Origin of the sequence: Protofrankia sp. Cas4 (assembly GCF_963555915.1) — a bacterium.
Classification (GTDB): domain Bacteria; phylum Actinomycetota; class Actinomycetes; order Frankiales; family Frankiaceae; genus Protofrankia.
Window position 1 is genome coordinate 1 of the sequence record NZ_CAUVXL010000121.1, and the last position, 16969, is coordinate 16969.

Below are 16969 nucleotides of genomic sequence, written 5' to 3' on the forward strand. Positions count from 1 at the left end.
GGGTCTGACCTGGGTAGCGCAGTAGACGGTGCAGCAGAGCCGGCAACTGGGCCGCCTCCGACCTGGGCAGCGGGGCGGTGAGATGCGCGTCCGCTTCGGTGATCAGTTCCCAGGAGCTGGACAGGACGGTCCTGCCCGTGGCGGTGGGCGACAGCTCGTAGCGCCGGCGGTCAGTTGGACAGGACCGGCGCTCGACGAGGCCGCGGGCCTCCAGGTGGTCGACGATCTCGACCATCACCGCCCCGCTGGTTCCCAGCTCGTGGGCGACGTGCTGCTGGGAGCACGGCGTGTCGTTCGTGATGACGGCAAGCGCGCCGACGTGGCGTGGGGTGATGCCCACTGCTGCCAGGAGACGAGACGCGATCGTGTGGACCCGGTAGTGCGCGTGGACGACGAGGAAGGTGCTTCGGCCGGTGAGCGCCTCGGGTAGCCCGGACGGGTGACCCGGCCCGACAAGGATCCGGAGCAGCAGGCCGTGTAGCCGCTCGCGCTCCGGCGGGGTCAGGCCGGCGGTGAACAGCCGCTCGGCGGCTTCGAGTCCGGGCCTCATCGCGGTCAGCCGCGCCCGGCCGGCGTCGGTGGGCACAAGGACGTAGCTACGTCGGTCGGCCGGGTTCCGGCGACGCTCGACCAGGCCGGCCTGCTCAAGTCGGTCGACAAGTTTGACCATGGCGGTCCGGTTGACGTCCAGCCGCTCGGCGAGCCGCTGTTGGGACGAGTACGCTCCGTCGGCGTCGATGGCGACCAGCATGGCGTACTCGCGCGGATGCTGGCCCGGCGGCAGCAAGGCCTGTGCGTCCGCTCGCGCCCGCTCGTGCGCGAGCCGCAGCAGGTACCCGACCGAACCGGCGAGCACCGCCGGGACGTACGTCGATCCGCCCGGCTCCGCGGCGCCGACCCCGGCTGCCCCGGCGGCGTTCACCGGCGCGGCGTTCACCGGCACGGCGTTCACCGGCGCGGCGTCCGTCGTCGCAACCGCTGGCTCGCGCTCCCCGATCATGCATCCCTCCGGCCGTCAGGCGTGGCGGCCACGCTTGGCCTTGTCCCTATGGTAGTTGATAGTTAGGCTAGTTGATAGTTAAACAAGTATCTGTAAGAGGCCTGTCTGGGGAGGAACCGTGCAGAGGAAGTGGTGGACGCTCGCGGCGGTCTGCATCGGCGTCTTCATGCTGCTGCTTGACGTCACGATCGTGAACGTGGCGCTGCCCGACATCGGGCGGGCGTTCAGCGCCTCGCTGTCGGACCTGCAATGGACGATCGACGCCTACGCTCTGACGTTGGCCGCCCTGCTGCTGACGGCCGGCTCGCTGGCGGACCGGTTCGGTCGACGGTTGATGTTCGCCGTCGGCACGGCCATGTTCACCGTCGGGTCGTTGCTGTGCGGCCTCGCGCAAACCTCGCTGTTCCTGATCCTGGCCCGGGCCGGGCAGGGTGTCGGCGGTGCGATCATGTTCGCGACGTCCCTGGCGCTGCTCGCCGACGCGTTCCGCGGCCGCGACCGCGGGGTCGCCTTCGGGGTCTTCGGGGCCGTCACCGGCGTGGCGGTCGCTGTGGGCCCGGTCCTCGGCGGGGTGCTGACCAGCGGGTTGTCCTGGCGATGGATCTTCTTCGTGAACCTTCCGGTTGGCGTTGTCGCGGTCGCGATCACCCTGCTCACGGTCGCCGAGTCCCGCAATCCGCACGCCGGTCGGGTCGACTGGTTCGGCCTGGTGACGTTCTCCGGCGCGCTCGGCGCGCTGGTCTACGGGCTCATCCGCAGCAGCACCGACGGCTGGAGCTCGGCCCAGGTCGCCGGGTGCCTGATCGGGGCGGCTGTGCTGCTGGTGGCGTTCGGCGTCGCCGAGGCCGTCCAGACCCAGCCGATGTTCGACCTCACCCTGCTGCGTAAGCCGACCTTCGACGGGGGTTTGTTCGCCGCGTTCGGGCTGTCCGCCAGCCTCTTCTCGATGTTCGCCTATCTCGTGCTGTACATGCAGAGCGTGCTCGGCCTGTCGGCCGTCGCCACCGGCATCCGCTTCCTGGTGCTCAGTGGGGCGATTTTCGTGGCCGCCGCCATCGCCGGACGGCTCACCGAACGCGTGCCGGCCAAGCTGCTCATCGGCCCGGGCTTCGTGGCCATCGGCGCGGGCCTGCTGCTCATGGGCGGCCTGACCGTCGATTCCGGGTGGACCCACTTCATCCCCGGTTTCATTGTCGCCGGTGTCGGCGCCGGCTTTGTCAACGTTCCGCTCGCCTCCACCGCCGTCGGTGTGGTGGCGCCGGAACGCGCCGGCATGGCGTCCGGGATCAACACGACCTTCCGTCAGGTCGGGATCGCGACCGGTGTCGCCGGCCTTGGTTCGATCTTCAGTGCCCAGATGCGCGACACCGTCACCGTCGGCCTCGCCGGTACGCCCGTGGCCCAGCAGGCTGGCCACATCGCCCAGGCGGTGTCAGGTGGTGGCATCCAGGCGGCGGTCGCGGCCGCACCGCCGTCCGCCCGCGCCGCGATCGGCGTCGCCGCGCACGCCGGCTTCGTCGCCGGGCTGAACGAGGTTCTGCTGGTCGCAGCTGTTACGGCCTTCGTGGCGGCGGGACTGTCGCTCGTCCTCATCCGACAGCGTGACTTCGTCGTCCGCGGCCCGGCCGGTGGTGGCGACGGTGGCGGTCGTGGCCCTGGCGGGGACGGCCAACCGGCTCCGGCGAGCGCCGCGATACCAGCGATACCCGCGATACCCGCGATACCCGCGGCACCCACGGCCTGAGCGGGCCGCACCCGGATGGTCGCATCCCGCGCGTTGATGACTGGACGGCTAGTGATCCTTCCAGGTGGCCTGGGACACGGATGTCGGTAGGCCGGCGGTGGCCCACGCTCGGAATCCGCCGATGACGTCGGTGGCGTGCTGCAGGCCGATGTCGTGGAGGGAGGCTGCGGCGAGGCTGGATGTGTAGCCCTCCGAGCACACGATGATGATTTGCAGGTGGTAGCCGGTGGCCTCGGGGAGCTTGGCGTCACTGGTGGGGTCGAAGCGCCACTCGAGCACGTTCCGTTCGACGATCAGAGCGTCGGGGATCTCGCCTTCGGCCGCGCGCTGTGCGGCCGGGCGGATGTCGACGATGACCGCGCCATGCCGGCGCGCCTGGTCTGCCTGGGTGGGGGTGAGCCGCATCAGTCTGGATCGGGTGTCGGCGAGGATCTGTTCGATCGTCCGGGCCCCTGCCGGGGGCTGCGGGGTAACGGTCACCAGTCGACTCCTGCTCGTTCGCGGCCGATCTCGACGAGTCCCGCGTGTGGATCTAGGGCGTAGCGTCGTATGAACTCCAGCGCCGGCGCGTAGACGTGGATGCTGACCGCCGGGGCGTTGGCGGTATTGCTGATGTCGTGGACGTGGGCGGGGCCGAAGGAGCGGACCTGACCGGTGGCGAAGGCAGTTGGACTGGCGAGGGCGGTTGGGCGCAAGGGTTCGGACCGACCGGGGACGACGGTCAGTTCGGTGAGGACGCCGGTCACGACCGTGAACGCGCCCGCGCTGTCGCCGTGGTCGTGCAGGTCGGTGGACTGGCCGGGTAGCCAGGTCAAAAGCCACGCCTGGTAGTCGGATGTGGCGTCCAACAGCATGGACGATCGGCGGATCGGGTCGAAGCGAACCAGTGGTGTCCAGTTGTCCCGGTGTGCTGCGAGTCGGCGGACGATCAGCGCGAGGTCCGTCGGGCGGCGGCTGCTCACGCAGGTGTGGGCGGGCGGCGCCGTGGTCATGCCGCTGTGGTCGAGGTCGAGGTCGACGTCCACGGGTGCAGCGGTGGTCACGAGACGGTACCTCCAGAGGTGGGACGGGTAGCTGGCACAGACACGGCAGGCATGGCTGAACGCTGTGACGGCCGGTGACGGCGGTAGGTCCGTGGGGCGTGGGGAGGGGAGCCCGCGGTGAGGCAGCGGCGGGAGTGCTCCTGCGGCGAAACGGCTTCCCCGATCAGGTTGGCGAGGCCACCGTGGTCACCGTGGCAGGCCGGAAACGACGTCGAAAGGTCGAACGTCGGGTGCCGGACGTCGGGAGGCAGGCCGGCTGCGACTACTGTCAGTCACACTCGCCGCAATGGATCGGGCAGTCTGGCTTGAGTGAGCCAGGGGCCGTATGATCATTTTTTGCGCCCCGCCGGCGGCCTTCGCGGATCGTCCTGGCTACCGGGTAGGCATACGACAGCGCAGACACAGTGCGCTGGCCACCCGTACGTAGTCGACGTGCGGGCGGCTGACCAGGACGGTGCGACCGCTCATGACCTGTGAGGCTAGCGGAGCACGGGGTGCATTGTCGACTTTCTCAGTGGAGAATTTGGCGAGTGATCGGTGGGTCTGGCGGCCGCCGCCGCTGCATCGACTTCGGGCGGAGCGCGAGCAGCCGCTGTCGCTGATCCTCCAGCCCGTGCCCGCTCGGGAGTCTGCACCTGGACGAGTAAGAGCGCCCGGCAACCCGGGCCTGAGGCGGCCGACATCCGCCTTAGACCTACCGATGCGAAAGGACGGTACTGCCATCAGCACCAGGTACATCATCATCGGGGCGGGTGCCATAGGTGCGACCGTCGCCGCGCAGCTGGACGGGGCCGGCATTCCGGTCGTCGTGGTGGCCAGGGGAGCGAACCTCGCCGCGTTGCGATCCCAGGGGCTGCGCTACATCCGGCCGGACTCCGACCGGCGGATCGCGCTCGACGTCGCCGGTGGGCCGGACGAGGTCGACCTGCACGCGGACGATGTGCTGGTGCTCGCCACCAAGTCGCAGGACTCTGAAGCGCTGCTACAGCAGTGGGCATGGCGCCCGGTGACCGTGCACGGCGCCGTGCGCACGGCCGCGGAGGTACTGCCGATCCTGTTGCTGCAGAACGGGCTTGAGAACGCTCGGACGGCGTTGCGGCGGTTCGCCATGGTGGTCGATGCGGTCGTTCTCATCCCGTCCTCGCATCTGCGGGCCGGAGAGGTCGTCTCCCCGGGCGCACCGATCGCCGGTGCTTGCTACCTCGGCCGCGCGCCGCATGGCAGTGATCCGGTCGTGGAGCGCATCGCCGCGCAGCTGCGCCGGGGCTCGTTCGCCGTCGGGGTGGTCGGGGACATCGACCGCTGGAAGGCCGGCAAGTTGCTCGCCAACCTGGCCTACAATCTTGATGCGCTCTACGCTCCCGGTGAGCTGCGCGACGCGGCGGCGGCTGCACTGGTGGACGAGGCGCGGGCGGCGTTCGCCGCGGCCGGGATCGAGGCCGTAGATGTGGCGGCGGACAGCACTCTCGACCTGTCCCAGCTGGTCGTGCACGACATCCCCGGCCACGAGCGGCACAGCAGCTCAACCTGGCAGAGCCTGGCCCGCAGCGGGTCGGTGGAGTCGGACTTCCTCAACGGCGAGATCGTGCTGCTCGCCCGCCTGCACGGCCTTGACGCACCGATCAATGCGGGGGTGGCGCAGCGGATCGCCACCGCGGCGCTCACCGGGACGCCTCCCGGCAGTCTCGACCAGGCCGATCTCGCGGCCCTGCTGGCGTCGGCGCGCCGGCTGTACCACGCCAACGGACCCGAGCTCCTTCCAGCGGTGCTCGTCGACGCGAAGCGACTGCACGATGAGCTGGCCTCGGCCGCGCCGCCGCTGCTGCTTGACGTCCGCTGGACTCTCGGCGACCCGCGCGGGCGTGACCACTACCGGGAGGGCCACCTGCCGGGCGCGGTCTACGTCGACCTCGACACCGAGCTCGCCGCCGCGCCGGGCGGGATGGCCGGACGCCACCCGCTCCCCGACGTCGAGGCCCTGGCGCGGTCAGCCCGCGGGTGGGGCCTGACCGCCGGGCGGTCGGTTGTGGTCTACGACGACAACGGGGGACAGTCCGCAGCGCGGGCGTGGTGGCTGCTGCGCTGGGCGGGGGTCGCCGACGTGCGTATTCTTGATGGCGCCCTGGGCGCCTGGCGGGAGGCCGGCTTCGAGATCGAAGCCGGCGAGACCGTTCCGGTTCCCGGGGACGTCGTGCTCACCGCGGGAGCGCTGCCGACCCTCGACGCCGACGGTGCCGCCCGGATGGCCCGCGACGGTGTCCTGCTCGACGCCCGCGCGCCGGAGCGCTACCGCGGCGAGGTGGAGCCCGTCGATCCGCGCGCGGGACACATCCCGGGGGCGGTCAGCGCGGCGACGGGGGATAATCTGGACGAGAAGGGGTATTTCCTGCCTCGGGCCTCGTTGCGTGCCCGGTTCGCGGCGCTGGGTGTCGGTGCGTCGGAGCCCGTCGGGGTCTACTGCGGGTCCGGGGTGACGGCGGCCCACCAGATCGCCGCGCTCGCCGTGGCCGGGTTTGAATCCGCGCTTTTCCCGGGCTCGTGGTCGGCGTGGTCGTCCGACCCTGACCGGCCCGTCGCCACCGCAATCCAGAAACCCCAGCCTCCGGTCGCGCGGGAAAGCCCAGAACGCTTCGGTGCACGGGGCTGAAGGATGTGAAACTGATGCTGCTATCGAAGCATCGGATTCACATCGTTGAGAGCCGGTCGGAGAGCTTGGCTTGTGGGAACGTTCCCGCGCTGGATGTGACAGTGGAACACCGACGGAGCGGTGTCTTCACGCCTACGAGTCCCCATATGCTCCGGTGCGGCTCACCGGGTGGCTCGCTCCGGCCGGGCATGAGCGAGCAGGAGGGTGACGTCGTCGTCGTAGCCGCCACTGCGGTTGATGAGCGTCAGAAGCCGGTCCGCGGTGGCGGACAGGTCGGCCGTTTCCGACAGGACGCGCAGCAGCCGTCGGCAGCCCTCGCCGATGTCGACGGCGGGGGATTCGACCACGCCGTCGGTGTACAGGGCGAGGGTGGATCCGGCGGGGAACCGGTGATGTGTTTCGGTGAACGTCTGCTCGTCGACGCCGAGGATGATCCCGTGGGCGCCGTCGAGGAGTGCGACGGTGCCATCAGGATGGCGCAGGGCCGGGGGCAGGTGGCCGCCGTTGACCACGGTCAGGGTGGCGCCGGCCGGGTCCCAGATCACGTACAGCACGCTGGCGAAGGTTTCGATGCTCCGGGTGACGGCGTCGAGCTCGGTCATCACGGCGGCGGGGGGCAGGTCGAGACGGGCGAGGGCCCGGGCGGTGGTGCGCAGCTGCCCCATGGCGGCGGCGGCGCCCAGGCCACGGCCCATGACGTCGCCGATGACCAGCGCGACCTGTCCGGCCCGCAACGGGAGGACATCGAACCAGTCGCCACCCACCTCGGTGCCGCTGGTGCCGGGTTGGTAGCGCCACGCCAGTTCGAGACCTCCCACGGTTGGGATGTCGCGAGGCATGAGTGCGTGTTGTAGCGTCAACGCGGCGGTTCGCTGGTGGTTGAAGGCACGCGCATTCGCGATCGCGCTCGCGATCCGGCTCCCCAGTTCCGCCGCGGTCTGGACATCCTGCTCGCCGTAGGGCCGCGCCGCGGTGACGCCGAACCCCACGCTTCCGAGGTACTCCCCGCCGACCAGCAGCGGCACCACGATCGCGGACCGAAGCCGAAAGTGCCGGATCACCGCGGCTACGCGCGGCGCGGGGGAGGCGTCGAACAGCCTGTCGTCGATGTCGATGCGGACCGGTTGGCCGGTGATGAACACCTGCCCCGGCGGACGCCCCTTCACGTTGATCATTTCGCCCGACTGCGGAAGGTCCAGATCGGGAGGCGGTCGGGGTAGATCCGAGGAGTGGGCCCATACGACCCGGCGGAGCATGAGCGGGTCGGGGTCGGCATCCAGGGGATAGGGCTCGTCGGCCAGGTACAACTCGCAGATGTCGGCGAACTCCGGGACGACGAGCGTGACTATCTCCCGTACTGTCGCGGACAGGTCCAGCGACGCGCCGAGCAGCCCGCTCGCCCGGCTCAGTAGCAGCAGCCGCCGCTCCACCGCGTCGCGTTCGGCCTGCGCGCGGTGTTCGTCGGTCACGTCCACCGCTGCCACACCCATCGCGACTCTGGCTCCTGTCGAGTCGTGAAGAGGGTAGCGGCAGACCCGCAGGACACGCTGGTCCGACGGGTCCGACGGCATCGCCGTGGTCACCTCATCGTCGATGATCGCCTCACCGGTTGTCATGACCAGGCGGTCCAGCTCCGCATTGACAGGGTCGAGGTCCGGGAACAACTCGGACACACGCCTGCCGATCGCTTTCTCGGCGGACAGGCCGAAGGCCCTGACCCAGGCCTGGTTCACGGCTCGGATCCGCAGGCCGCGATCGATGACCGACAGTATGATCGGCGCCGCGTCGAACACCTGCGAACAGAGCAGCACCTCTTCCCAGCGGCCCGATGTCGGCGGGACGGGCCAGCCAGGCCGAGACGTACGAAGGTCCTCGGGTGCCTGACCGCCGGGCTGCGGCATCGGGTTCATGTCGGGACCGGTCCTGCCAGGGACATGAGCTGCCGGTCGTCGCCGGAGGCTCGGGCGGGTAGAGACGCGTACAAGTGTGGGACACGTCCATCTTCTGCGCGAACGGGAGTACCGGCACCGCAACGGCACCTGGCGGTGGGGGGTGGCTCTTGGGCATATCTGATGGATCATCGCCCGCATCGACCAACATCCATCAGCACGCCTAGCGGTTGGTGACTTTCAGTCCCGTAAGTAGCTGGTCCACGGCGGCAACGGCTTGGTCCTTCGCGGCGGCCGGGTCGTCGGCGCTGGCGATGAACAGGGCCGCCTCGTCAATGGCGGCGAGCAGGATGTGGGCGAGAGCGTTGAGCGGTTGGGCTGGCACGGTTCCCTCTGTCACCGCGAGGTCGAGGAGGGCGTGGATCGCGCCGAGTCCGTAGCGTTCTTCGATCGCTCGCCATTCACGCCAGCCGAGGACGGCGGGTCCGTCGATCAGCAGGATGCGCTGTACCTCGGGTTGGAGTGACGCGTCGAGGAATCCCAGGAGGCCGTGCCGGAGGCGGGCGAGGGCGTCGCCGCTGCTGGTGGTGGCGGTATCCGCCGCGGCGAGGACGTCCTCCTCAACTTGCTCGAAGACAGTGAGGAACAGCGCCTTCTTGTCGGCGAAGTGGTGGTAGAGCGCCCCTCTGGTGCCGACGCCGGCCGCCGCGACGACTTCCTCGGTGCTGGTGTCGAAGTAGCCCTTCTCGACGAACAGCCGCCGGGCCGCCGCGACCAGGGCGGAGCGCGTGGCCTCCGCGCGTTCCGCGACCAGCGCCGCTCGCACGGCACTGCGGGATGTCGACGTCCGTTGACCGCTGTCCACCTCTCCAGTATGGTCCGCCTACAGGTTGTATGGGAAACATACAGTCTGTATGTCACTGAGTGTACCGAAATGTGGACGTAATGAGTGACTCAGCCCGTATCGTCCGCGAGTTCTGCGACCTGATGGCCAAGCGTGACCCTGCTCTGCTGCGGCCGTTTCTCGCCGGGGACGCCGTCTACCAGAACACCGGCATGCCTGCGGCCGTCGGCGCCGCAGCCGTGCTGGACGACCTCGCCGGCCAGTTCGCCATGTTTCCCGACGCCTACGAGTACAAAATGATTAATATGGCGGTCGATGGCGACGTGGTCCTCACTGAACGCCTTGACATGATCCGGACTCCTGACGGTGTGAGGGGCGTTCCGGTCATGGGTACCTTCGTCGTCCGTGACGGTGTAATCACCCGGTGGACCGACTACTTGGACACAGCGCTGCCCGCCAAGATGATGAGCGGCGCGGACACCAGCGCGCTGGTCCCCGCGACCTACTGACCATCGACCTGGCGCGGCCTTCCCGGCGGGGCTTAGACACGCAGCGCCGGGAACGGGCAGCCCCGGAAGGGCACTCCCACCCGGCGTACCAGCCCAGAACGCATCGGTTCACGGGGCTGAATGATGTGAATCTGATGCTGTTATTGAAGCATCGGATTCACATCGTTGAGAGCCGGTCGAGTAGTAGACCGGGACCGACCGGTTCTGCTCCCGCGGACCTGGGAGTTTCGGATCTGGGAGTTTCGGCACAACATGTGGCCGTACGACGTTTCATATGTCGCGCTGGCGGAGGTGTCGGGCGTCGAGCTGGTGACGGTGGACCGGCTATCTGGCGGCTGCGGCGTTGCTGGCGCAGGCGGGTGTGGAGCGCGGTGAACTGCCCCGGTCGGTACGGCTGTCACTTGCGCAGACCGCGCGTTGGCTGACGACGGCGGGGATCGGTGAACGCCAGCCGGCGCGTGAGATCCACCCGGAGGCCCATCTGGTGACCCTGCCGGGCGCCGCTCGGCCGGTGCACGTGGTCGGTCCCCCGGGACGCATCGGTGACCTGGTGCCGGGGTGGGCTTTCATTACCGATCTTGGTATAGGCCCGGCTGCGTTCACCGGAGTGCGCACGGCAGACTGAGGCCGACCACTGATCGGGGTGACCGCGCTCCGGCTGCCAGCCGGGCAGACGTCGACCGCATCGGCGACCGCGGCCGACACGTGGCGCATACCAGCGGCGTGAGGTGCGCCGAATTGTGACGAGAAACTCGTTTCTTTCGATAACCAGGACGGTAGTTGCCGCATCCTGCCAGGATCGGCTACATTAGAAATCCGGTCCATTACTTAACGTAATGGCGGTCGGTTTTCGAATTGACGCCGATGTGACGAGGCGGGAGATGTTCACGGAGAAGTCGGCGGTTGACAGGTTGACAACCCGTACGGCCGGGGCGCTTGCGGCGCTCGAAGAAGTATGACGCACCAGCAGTCGATGTGGTCGTCATCGTTCATTTCGCGAGGGGACGCAGACATGGTGACGCTTGGTGGAATCACTGCGCGCAGATCAGCGCCGCGAGTTTCGGGTGTTCTGTTAGCAGTTCTCCTCTCCGTTTATCTGTGCACGGGAACGGCGAATGCATCGGTGGGCTCCTTGGGTGGCTACGGAGCAAATGGTGTGAACATCCGCACCTGTGCGAACACTTCCTGCACCGCCGTGGGTGCGGGGTACCCCGGTCAGCAAGCGTGCCTGTTTTACTACGTCGTCGGTCAAACGATCAACGGTAACCGGTACTGGTGGTTCCACGAGAATTTCAGCACCCAGGTCAAAGGGTACAGCAGTGCAGCGTATCTTTCGTATTACTATCCTTTTGTCGGCTGTGCGGATGTCTGAGTAGTGGCGGGACCCACCGGGACAGGCCGGGCTTCCGGACCTGCGCGCTCTGATCACCGGCCGTTCGCGCGCGGGTGACGGTCTCGGGCCGTGGAAAGTGCGGGCTACAGTCTGACTTCTCGACGTAATACCCTAAAATAGGGATCTCAGAAGGAGATGATCTTCAGTGCATGAACATGAATATGCGCCGGAAATCACTGAATCATCGGACCACATGGCCGGTCGCGATGGCGGACGCCACCGGCGCCGGGTGGGCGTCATTGTAGTGTTCGCCACCGGGATGGCCGCAGTGGTGGCGGTGGGGCTGGGAGTGGCCGCGGCAGTCGCCGGTGGCCGACCTGCGGGCGAGGTGGCTGGTATCCAGAACGATACGGTGACCGTGGTCTCCACCGCTGCTGTCGCCGCGGCTCCGCGAGGCCCGGGGCAGTGTCCGGCCGGCCAGCTACCGGGGCTGGACCTCGGACGGTTCCCCGATGGGAAGGCGGCCGGCGCGGTGAGTCCGGAAGCTGGTTTGCGCGCAATCCGGCCCGGAGCGGAACCGATCATTGTTGAGCGCGCCTGGGGTAACGGACGGGGAGCTCCGGTCTGGATGCAGGTCGGCGGCGCGACGTTTGTGGCAAACCAGCTGGGGGATGGCACGTGGTTTGTCTCTCCGGCGATTTTCACGGGGTGCCGTGCGCCAGGGGATCTCGGTTCCATGCCTCGCAGTACGGGCGCGCCACTGAATCAGGCCGGCACAGGCGCAGCTGGTTGAGACAGCGAGACACCGTCGCCGAGCAGGACGGGTGCGATGAGGACGAGGATCTCGTCGAGTACACCGGCGTCGAGGCGCTGCCGGGCCGTGCTGGCGCCGAGGACGTTGACGTAGGTGTCACCGGCGGCGCCCTCGGGAGGATCATATGGCATCGCAACAGGCCGACGAGGATCGTTGTCCCGATGGGATCGGGGACGCTCTCAATCGGCTCGGCGAGCAGCTCGCGCAGGTTGTCGTTCAGCTGACGAACACGCTGATGGTCGCGCCGCAGATCTTCGAGCGGTTTGCTGGGCGTGGGCAGCAGCGGCTCGAGCAGGCGCAGAGGGCTGCTCGGGCGGGTCCCCCGTCGCGCGGGACCCGGATCCGGGCCGGGTGCGGGCTACGACCTACCCGCAGCCCGCGCGGCCGGGGTCACGCCAAGCCGCCGGTCAGCCTTCCCGGCGGTGTGGCCGATGTCGTCTGCCCGGGCGGGCAGAGAGAATGGGAGGTATGAGCTTGTTCGGGTTGCCCTCGTTCCTCTGGGACAGCACGCAGGTTGCCAGTTACGAGGCGGCGTTGGAAGCGGGGCATGCGGTGGTCGGCGCCTATTCGGCCCGTATCGCAGACGAGCGGAAGAAAGCCGACCCGGACCTGCTGAAAATCCAGCAATGGCGGGCGGGGTGCCTGGCGGTGATCGCCGAGCGGGATGCGCTGAACCCATCCGACCCGGAAGCGATCAGGGCCGCGCGGGTCCGGTTCAGCGAGCTGGCCGTCCAGGTGCGGGAGGGCTGAGTAGTCAGCACTCCCAGCCCGTATGAGGTCCCCCCGGAAGAAGCAGCGTGGATCTTCCGGGAGCTCATTGTCCCGGCGGAGACCCGCCGCGCCCGGCCGGTGGACGCGCCTGTGGTGGTGTTCCTCGTCGCTCAGCCCGGCAGCGGGAAGTCACGGGTCACCCCGGACATCGGCGCGACGTTCGATGATGGGTTTGTCGATGTCGACAGCGACCGGTACAAGCCGTTCCACCCGGAATACGACCGGCTCATGGCCGAGGACGACCAGTCGATGGCCTTGCACACGGGCGCCGCCGGACGCCGGTGGGCGCAGATGATGCATGACCACATCCGCGAGCACAGGTTCAACGCCGTCGTCCAGTCGACGGCGGGCAATCCCGCGTCGGTGGTCGAGGACATGCGCCGCTACCACGCTGCCGGCTACCGGATCGCGGCCGCGTTCCTCGGCGTGCCCGAGGCGATGAGCCAGCAGGGAATCCTCAAGCGCTACTACGACCAGGTCCAGGATCGCGGCGGTGGCCGGCTCACCGTTCCGGAGAACGCGCGCCGCTCCTACGTGGGCGTGCCGGCGCTGGCTGACCGGATCGATGCTGACCGGATCGTCGGGGAGGTCGCGGTGTTCCGCCGCGGCGAAGGTGAGCCGGGGTACCACAACCAGCTCGACCCGAATGGAGAGTGGGAACGGCCGCCAGGGCTACGAGCGGCGATCGAGGTCGAACGCAACCGGCCCTGGACAGCTCACGAGACCACGGATTTCCTCACTGTTCAGGCCCAGCTGCAAACCCCTCTCCGCCCAGCCACGCTGCAAGCCCATCTCGGCCCAGGATGGAGCATGAAGGTCGCAGAGACAGGCAGGCTGGCTCAACCACTGATGCACCCCGTTTCTTCGGGGTCTGGTAGGAGCGGAGCAGGGAACCGGGGCTTCTGTCACATTTGTTGACGTCTTCTGTCACGATGGGTTCACCAGTGGAGATCGTGATCGTGACGTCCGGCATGTGCTGTGCCGGGCGACGATGTAGCGGGGGCGCGGGTGGATCGTCGGGACTATGCGCAGACTGAGCACACAGCGGCCTTCGCCAGTCGCGCGGCTGGCCGGGGCCAGCGCTGTGAACGAAACGTCCGAGGACGGACCTGAAGCCCGCTGGAGCGACGATGGCCGTTGAGGAACGTTGGGACGACGGAAGTGTTCTGTCGGGGGTTTCGAGGCGGGTATGGGAATCCGCTGAGGCGGTCTCGTACGAAGTTGCCGTCGAGACCGTTGGACGGCTGATCTCCTGGTACAGCGAGAAAATCGTGCAGGAGCGCCAAAAGCCCCGCCCTGACGCGACAAAAATCGACCGGTGGAAGCTGGCCCAGAACGCCTGCGTACAAGACCAGACGACACTTCTCGCGACCGACCACGACGCAATCGTCCGTGTCACCGAGGACTACGCGGAACGACTTCGGGAACTGACTGCGGGGCGAGGATGAACCAGTTTGAAGAGACCCTCGACCCCGATGTCCACGAATTCATCTTCCAAGAACTGATCGTGCCGCAGCGGCTCGCACGAACGACACCTCAGACCGAGCCGGTAGTGGTGTACCTGATGGCACAACCAGGCGCCGGCAAGACGCCCACCGCCAGCATCCTCAAGCACGCGCTCGACCAGCGAGGAGGCGCGACACACTTCTGCAGCGACTACTACAAGGCCTACCATCCCACGTACCTCCGCCTCCTGGAGAAAGATCCTCGCGCGGCAGGCGCTCGGATCCGTCAGGACTACGAGCGCTGGCAGACGATGGGGCACCAGTACGTGCGGGAGCGAAGCGCCGACGCACTCGTGGAGATGGCCCCATCCAGCGAAGAGCGTTTCCGCTCGGCAGCCGAACCGTTCGCCGCCGCCGGATACCGGGTGCACGTCGTCATTCTGGCCGTCCCCGAAGCGGTCAGCCGGCAGGGCACGGCTGACCGCTACGTCCGGCAGCAGCAGGCGAACGGCCGCGGGAGATTCTCGACCCCAGAGGGTCATGACCGTTGCTACCAGGCCGTGGCCGATATCGCCCAAGGCGTCGACAGGGGATCGCTCGTCCAGGAAGTGTGGGTCATACGCCGCGGCGAGCATCCGCTCTACCACAACGTCCGCGATTCGGCGGGACGGTGGAGTGGGGTGCCAGGATGTCACGCGGCACTACAAGACGAGCGAAACCGTCCATGGAATTCCGCCGAGGCCCGCCGTTTCATCGCCACTCACCAGCGTCTCGTCGCTGCCGCACCAGAGATCGGACCCGAGCTCGAACAAATCACGGCCCTCGCGGCAACCCTGCTCGGACAGTTCCATCAGGCCGAGTCCGTCGGCGGCAGGCCCGATCACCGGGGCCACGCCCCAGACCGCGCGGCCTTTCCGACGCGACCCGCGCTGACCCCACCGCGAGACACCGGTGCAGCAGCCTTACCCCGCCCTCCCCAGCTGGGGCCGCCCGCGGTGGACCATTCGTGACCCCGACCAGTCCGCGGGTGTATCGCGGAGAGCAGCCGATTTTCTGTGGGCACCCGACCGGGGCCGAATCGTGGTGCTTTTCTGCGATAGAGGCAGGAGGGGCGGTCGTGGGTGTGGTGCGAACGCTGGCGCGGCGGGCGGCAGCCAGCGCTGCCCGGCCAAGGACGCGGTCGGCTACTCGCAGCGCTGCTGCGCAGCGTTGCCGTTCGTCCCATGCTGCAACCACAGCGTCGAGCGGCACGGGCGCATCTGATGTCATACTCCACACCTTCCTCCCGGCAGAAATACGCCTTTTTGGACAATTTTATGGCAGATGGCCGGTGTTGTTGTGCCAGATGAGGTTCCAGCGGGCTGCGCCGGCTTCCGGCCGGCGATGGGACCACCAGGTCAGCGACGCGTGCGCGACGGTGAACCCAATCTGTGAACTGGAACCGGCAGGAAGGTTCAGCAGGAGCGTGTGGGCAACCTCGACGGTTTCCGCGTGGGCGATGGTGAGGATCCGCTGGCCGGCGTGACGGGTGAGGATCTCCTTGAGGCAGGAGCTTGCCCGGACGAGGAACTGGTTCCAGCTTTCCGCGCCCGGCGCGAAGAGCTGGTCTGGTCGGTCGGCGGGGCTTCCACCGAATTCCTTCCAGATGTCGGTCCAGGGTTTTCCGTCGGCGTCGCCGTGGTGGGGGCCAGACAAGCGTGGTTCCACCGTCAGTGGCAGCCCGAGTTCACCGATGATGACGGCGGCGGTTTCCTGGACGCGTCGCCGTGGGGCCGCATAGACCACGTCGATGGGACGCGGCGTCATACGCATGGTGCTGGAGTCCCGGGGACCGACCGACGATCAGCGCGACCGGAACATGATTGACGTTCTCCGCGCAACCAAGGCCGTGTCCAGCATCCTGCGGATGGATCATCTCCCCGGCCCGGCGGAGCCGCTGCTGTGGCTACCCGATGCCGTCTGCGGGGCGATGACGCGTGCCCGTACCGGTGAGCCGGCGTTCGCGAAAACGATCGAGTCTCGGTTGACGATCATCCCGATCGGGTACTGACGGAGGTGTAGACAGCGCGAAGCCCCGGGCCCTGTCGTCCGGCAGGATCTCCCGGGGCTCACTTCCGTACCCACCGCGATGGGACGGCATCAAATACATACTCTACCTCTACCTCCGGCCGCTGGCCGCTGGCCGTCAAGCGCGATGCCCGCGTGTAGTGTTGATCATACCCCTGGTATCCGTTGTGATGCCGGGTGGCGTCGCGGGTGGGAGTTCTGGCCCCACCTGACGGTTCGGGTCTCGGCGCACCGGGCTCGTGTGTCCTTCGCCATCGAAGTCGGCCCGTTGTCATCGAATCCGGCCTGTTGGGAGTTCGTGCCAGTGAAGTTGGCCCGGTCCTGATCATCGTGATTTAGCCTCGGGCTGGTGTCCGTGGCTGCCGTAGCTGCCGTAGCTGCCGGTTTCGAGTTCGGGCTGGAGTTCGTGGAGGCGTCCGGGGCGCGCCGTCGGGAGACGTTGCCGACCTGCTGGAACGTGCCGTTCGAGGACGCCGTGTCGATCCGGCCGTTCGGCTGGTCGCGGGGAAGGCGGCATTTTCCGGGCTGGTGGTGGTCGGCCACGACAGGTGATCACGTGATGCTCCTCGGCTTCGACCGGGACGTGGCGGGTCTGGCCAGCGCAGCCGTTCTGGCTGCGCTGGCACGACGGCGTTCGGGAACGGCGCCACGCACCGGACTTCTTTGCCCGCTTGGCTGACGGGACGGGTGTGGTCGTCGACGTGCGGGCGGACGACCGGATCGAGCCGGCGGATGTTGAGGCGTTCGAGGCGACAGGCCCGACAGCCGCGGCCGAACACATCGCCATCATCGGAATCCCGGAGAACCGCTTCCGAAAGATCAAAAAAGATCACGAAAATCGTTCGGTGCATCCACCAGGCTTA

General features: G+C 68.0%; 18 protein-coding genes and 2 pseudogenes. 13 read left to right on the top strand and 7 right to left on the bottom strand.

Annotated features, from left to right (window positions below):
* A partial coding sequence (locus U9979_RS11215; RefSeq protein ID WP_322779332.1) for a MarR family winged helix-turn-helix transcriptional regulator occupies nucleotides 1-1000 on the bottom strand: 1000 nt, incomplete at its 3' end.
* Nucleotides 1001-1118: 118 nt separating this feature from the next.
* Between U9979_RS11215 and U9979_RS11220 the strand changes: the two genes are divergently transcribed.
* A complete protein-coding gene (locus U9979_RS11220; RefSeq protein ID WP_322779333.1) occupies nucleotides 1119-2744 on the top strand; it encodes an MFS transporter in 1626 nt (541 codons plus the stop codon).
* A 48-nt stretch (nucleotides 2745-2792) separates the two neighbouring features.
* Here U9979_RS11220 and U9979_RS11225 read toward each other — a convergent pair whose 3' ends face one another.
* Nucleotides 2793-3149, bottom strand: coding sequence for a rhodanese-like domain-containing protein (locus U9979_RS11225; RefSeq protein ID WP_322768657.1), 357 nt, complete (start codon nucleotides 3147-3149; stop codon nucleotides 2793-2795).
* 71 nt (nucleotides 3150-3220) lie between these two features.
* On the bottom strand, nucleotides 3221-3787 hold the full coding sequence (locus tag U9979_RS11230) for a cysteine dioxygenase family protein (protein WP_322779334.1): 567 nt from the start codon (nucleotides 3785-3787) through the stop codon (nucleotides 3221-3223).
* 700 nt (nucleotides 3788-4487) lie between these two features.
* On the opposite strand from U9979_RS11230, the gene U9979_RS11235 reads away from it, so the two are divergent.
* A complete protein-coding gene (locus tag U9979_RS11235; RefSeq protein ID WP_322779335.1) occupies nucleotides 4488-6434 on the top strand; it encodes a rhodanese-like domain-containing protein in 1947 nt (648 codons plus the stop codon).
* A gap of 161 nt (nucleotides 6435-6595) precedes the next feature.
* Here the strand turns inward: U9979_RS11235 and U9979_RS11240 are convergent, their stop codons facing one another.
* Complete coding sequence (locus U9979_RS11240) at nucleotides 6596-8344, bottom strand: SpoIIE family protein phosphatase (protein WP_322779336.1); 1749 nt, start codon at nucleotides 8342-8344, stop codon at nucleotides 6596-6598.
* A 202-nt stretch (nucleotides 8345-8546) separates the two neighbouring features.
* Entirely contained in the window at nucleotides 8547-9188 is a 642-nt protein-coding gene (locus U9979_RS11245; protein ID WP_322779337.1) for a TetR/AcrR family transcriptional regulator, read from the bottom strand.
* 80 nt (nucleotides 9189-9268) lie between these two features.
* On the opposite strand from U9979_RS11245, the gene U9979_RS11250 reads away from it, so the two are divergent.
* The 3 genes from U9979_RS11250 (at nucleotide 9269) to U9979_RS11260 (ending at nucleotide 11048) form a co-directional block, all read left to right on the top strand.
* The gene (locus U9979_RS11250) at nucleotides 9269-9676 is read left to right on the top strand and encodes a limonene-1,2-epoxide hydrolase family protein (protein WP_322751275.1); all 408 of its coding nucleotides are present in this window, start codon (nucleotides 9269-9271) and stop codon (nucleotides 9674-9676) included.
* Nucleotides 9677-10037: 361 nt separating this feature from the next.
* Entirely contained in the window at nucleotides 10038-10301 is a 264-nt protein-coding gene (locus U9979_RS11255; RefSeq protein WP_322779338.1) for a hypothetical protein, read from the top strand.
* 387 nt (nucleotides 10302-10688) lie between these two features.
* Nucleotides 10689-11048 (top strand): hypothetical protein, encoded by a 360-nt coding sequence (locus U9979_RS11260; RefSeq protein WP_322752624.1) that lies wholly within the window; start codon nucleotides 10689-10691, stop codon nucleotides 11046-11048.
* 726 nt (nucleotides 11049-11774) lie between these two features.
* Here the strand turns inward: U9979_RS11260 and U9979_RS11265 are convergent.
* Nucleotides 11775-11930 (bottom strand): annotated as a pseudogene (locus U9979_RS11265) (dihydrofolate reductase family protein); the annotation flags it as partial.
* Between the two features lie 17 nt (nucleotides 11931-11947).
* On the opposite strand from U9979_RS11265, the gene U9979_RS11270 reads away from it, so the two are divergent.
* The 5 genes from U9979_RS11270 to U9979_RS11290 all read left to right on the top strand — a co-directional run bounded on the left by U9979_RS11270 (nucleotide 11948) and on the right by U9979_RS11290 (nucleotide 15049).
* On the top strand, nucleotides 11948-12295 hold the full coding sequence (locus tag U9979_RS11270) for a hypothetical protein (protein WP_322779340.1): 348 nt from the start codon (nucleotides 11948-11950) through the stop codon (nucleotides 12293-12295).
* Entirely contained in the window at nucleotides 12292-12573 is a 282-nt protein-coding gene (locus U9979_RS11275) for a hypothetical protein (protein WP_322752626.1), read from the top strand. Before U9979_RS11270 ends, U9979_RS11275 begins: the two co-directional genes overlap by 4 nt.
* 111 nt (nucleotides 12574-12684) lie before the next feature.
* Entirely contained in the window at nucleotides 12685-13512 is an 828-nt protein-coding gene (locus tag U9979_RS11280) for a zeta toxin family protein (RefSeq protein ID WP_322779341.1), read from the top strand.
* A gap of 212 nt (nucleotides 13513-13724) precedes the next feature.
* Nucleotides 13725-14042 (top strand): hypothetical protein, encoded by a 318-nt coding sequence (locus U9979_RS11285; protein ID WP_322779342.1) that lies wholly within the window; start codon nucleotides 13725-13727, stop codon nucleotides 14040-14042.
* Entirely contained in the window at nucleotides 14039-15049 is a 1011-nt protein-coding gene (locus U9979_RS11290) for a zeta toxin family protein (RefSeq protein ID WP_322779343.1), read from the top strand. Before U9979_RS11285 ends, U9979_RS11290 begins: the two co-directional genes overlap by 4 nt.
* 304 nt (nucleotides 15050-15353) lie before the next feature.
* On the opposite strand, the gene U9979_RS11295 is transcribed toward U9979_RS11290, so the two are convergent.
* The gene (locus U9979_RS11295) at nucleotides 15354-15851 is read right to left on the bottom strand and encodes a histidine phosphatase family protein (RefSeq protein ID WP_322779344.1); all 498 of its coding nucleotides are present in this window, start codon (nucleotides 15849-15851) and stop codon (nucleotides 15354-15356) included.
* Between the two features lie 46 nt (nucleotides 15852-15897).
* Between U9979_RS11295 and U9979_RS11300 the strand changes: the two genes are divergently transcribed.
* From U9979_RS11300 to U9979_RS11310, 3 genes and pseudogenes are all read left to right on the top strand, one after another.
* Nucleotides 15898-16089, top strand: a complete 192-nt coding sequence (locus U9979_RS11300) for a hypothetical protein (protein WP_322779345.1) — start codon at nucleotides 15898-15900, stop codon at nucleotides 16087-16089.
* A gap of 372 nt (nucleotides 16090-16461) precedes the next feature.
* Nucleotides 16462-16785 (top strand): hypothetical protein, encoded by a 324-nt coding sequence (locus tag U9979_RS11305; RefSeq protein ID WP_322779346.1) that lies wholly within the window; start codon nucleotides 16462-16464, stop codon nucleotides 16783-16785.
* Nucleotides 16778-16969 (top strand): annotated as a pseudogene (locus tag U9979_RS11310) (hypothetical protein); the annotation flags it as partial. The gene U9979_RS11305 and the pseudogene U9979_RS11310, both read left to right, overlap by 8 nt.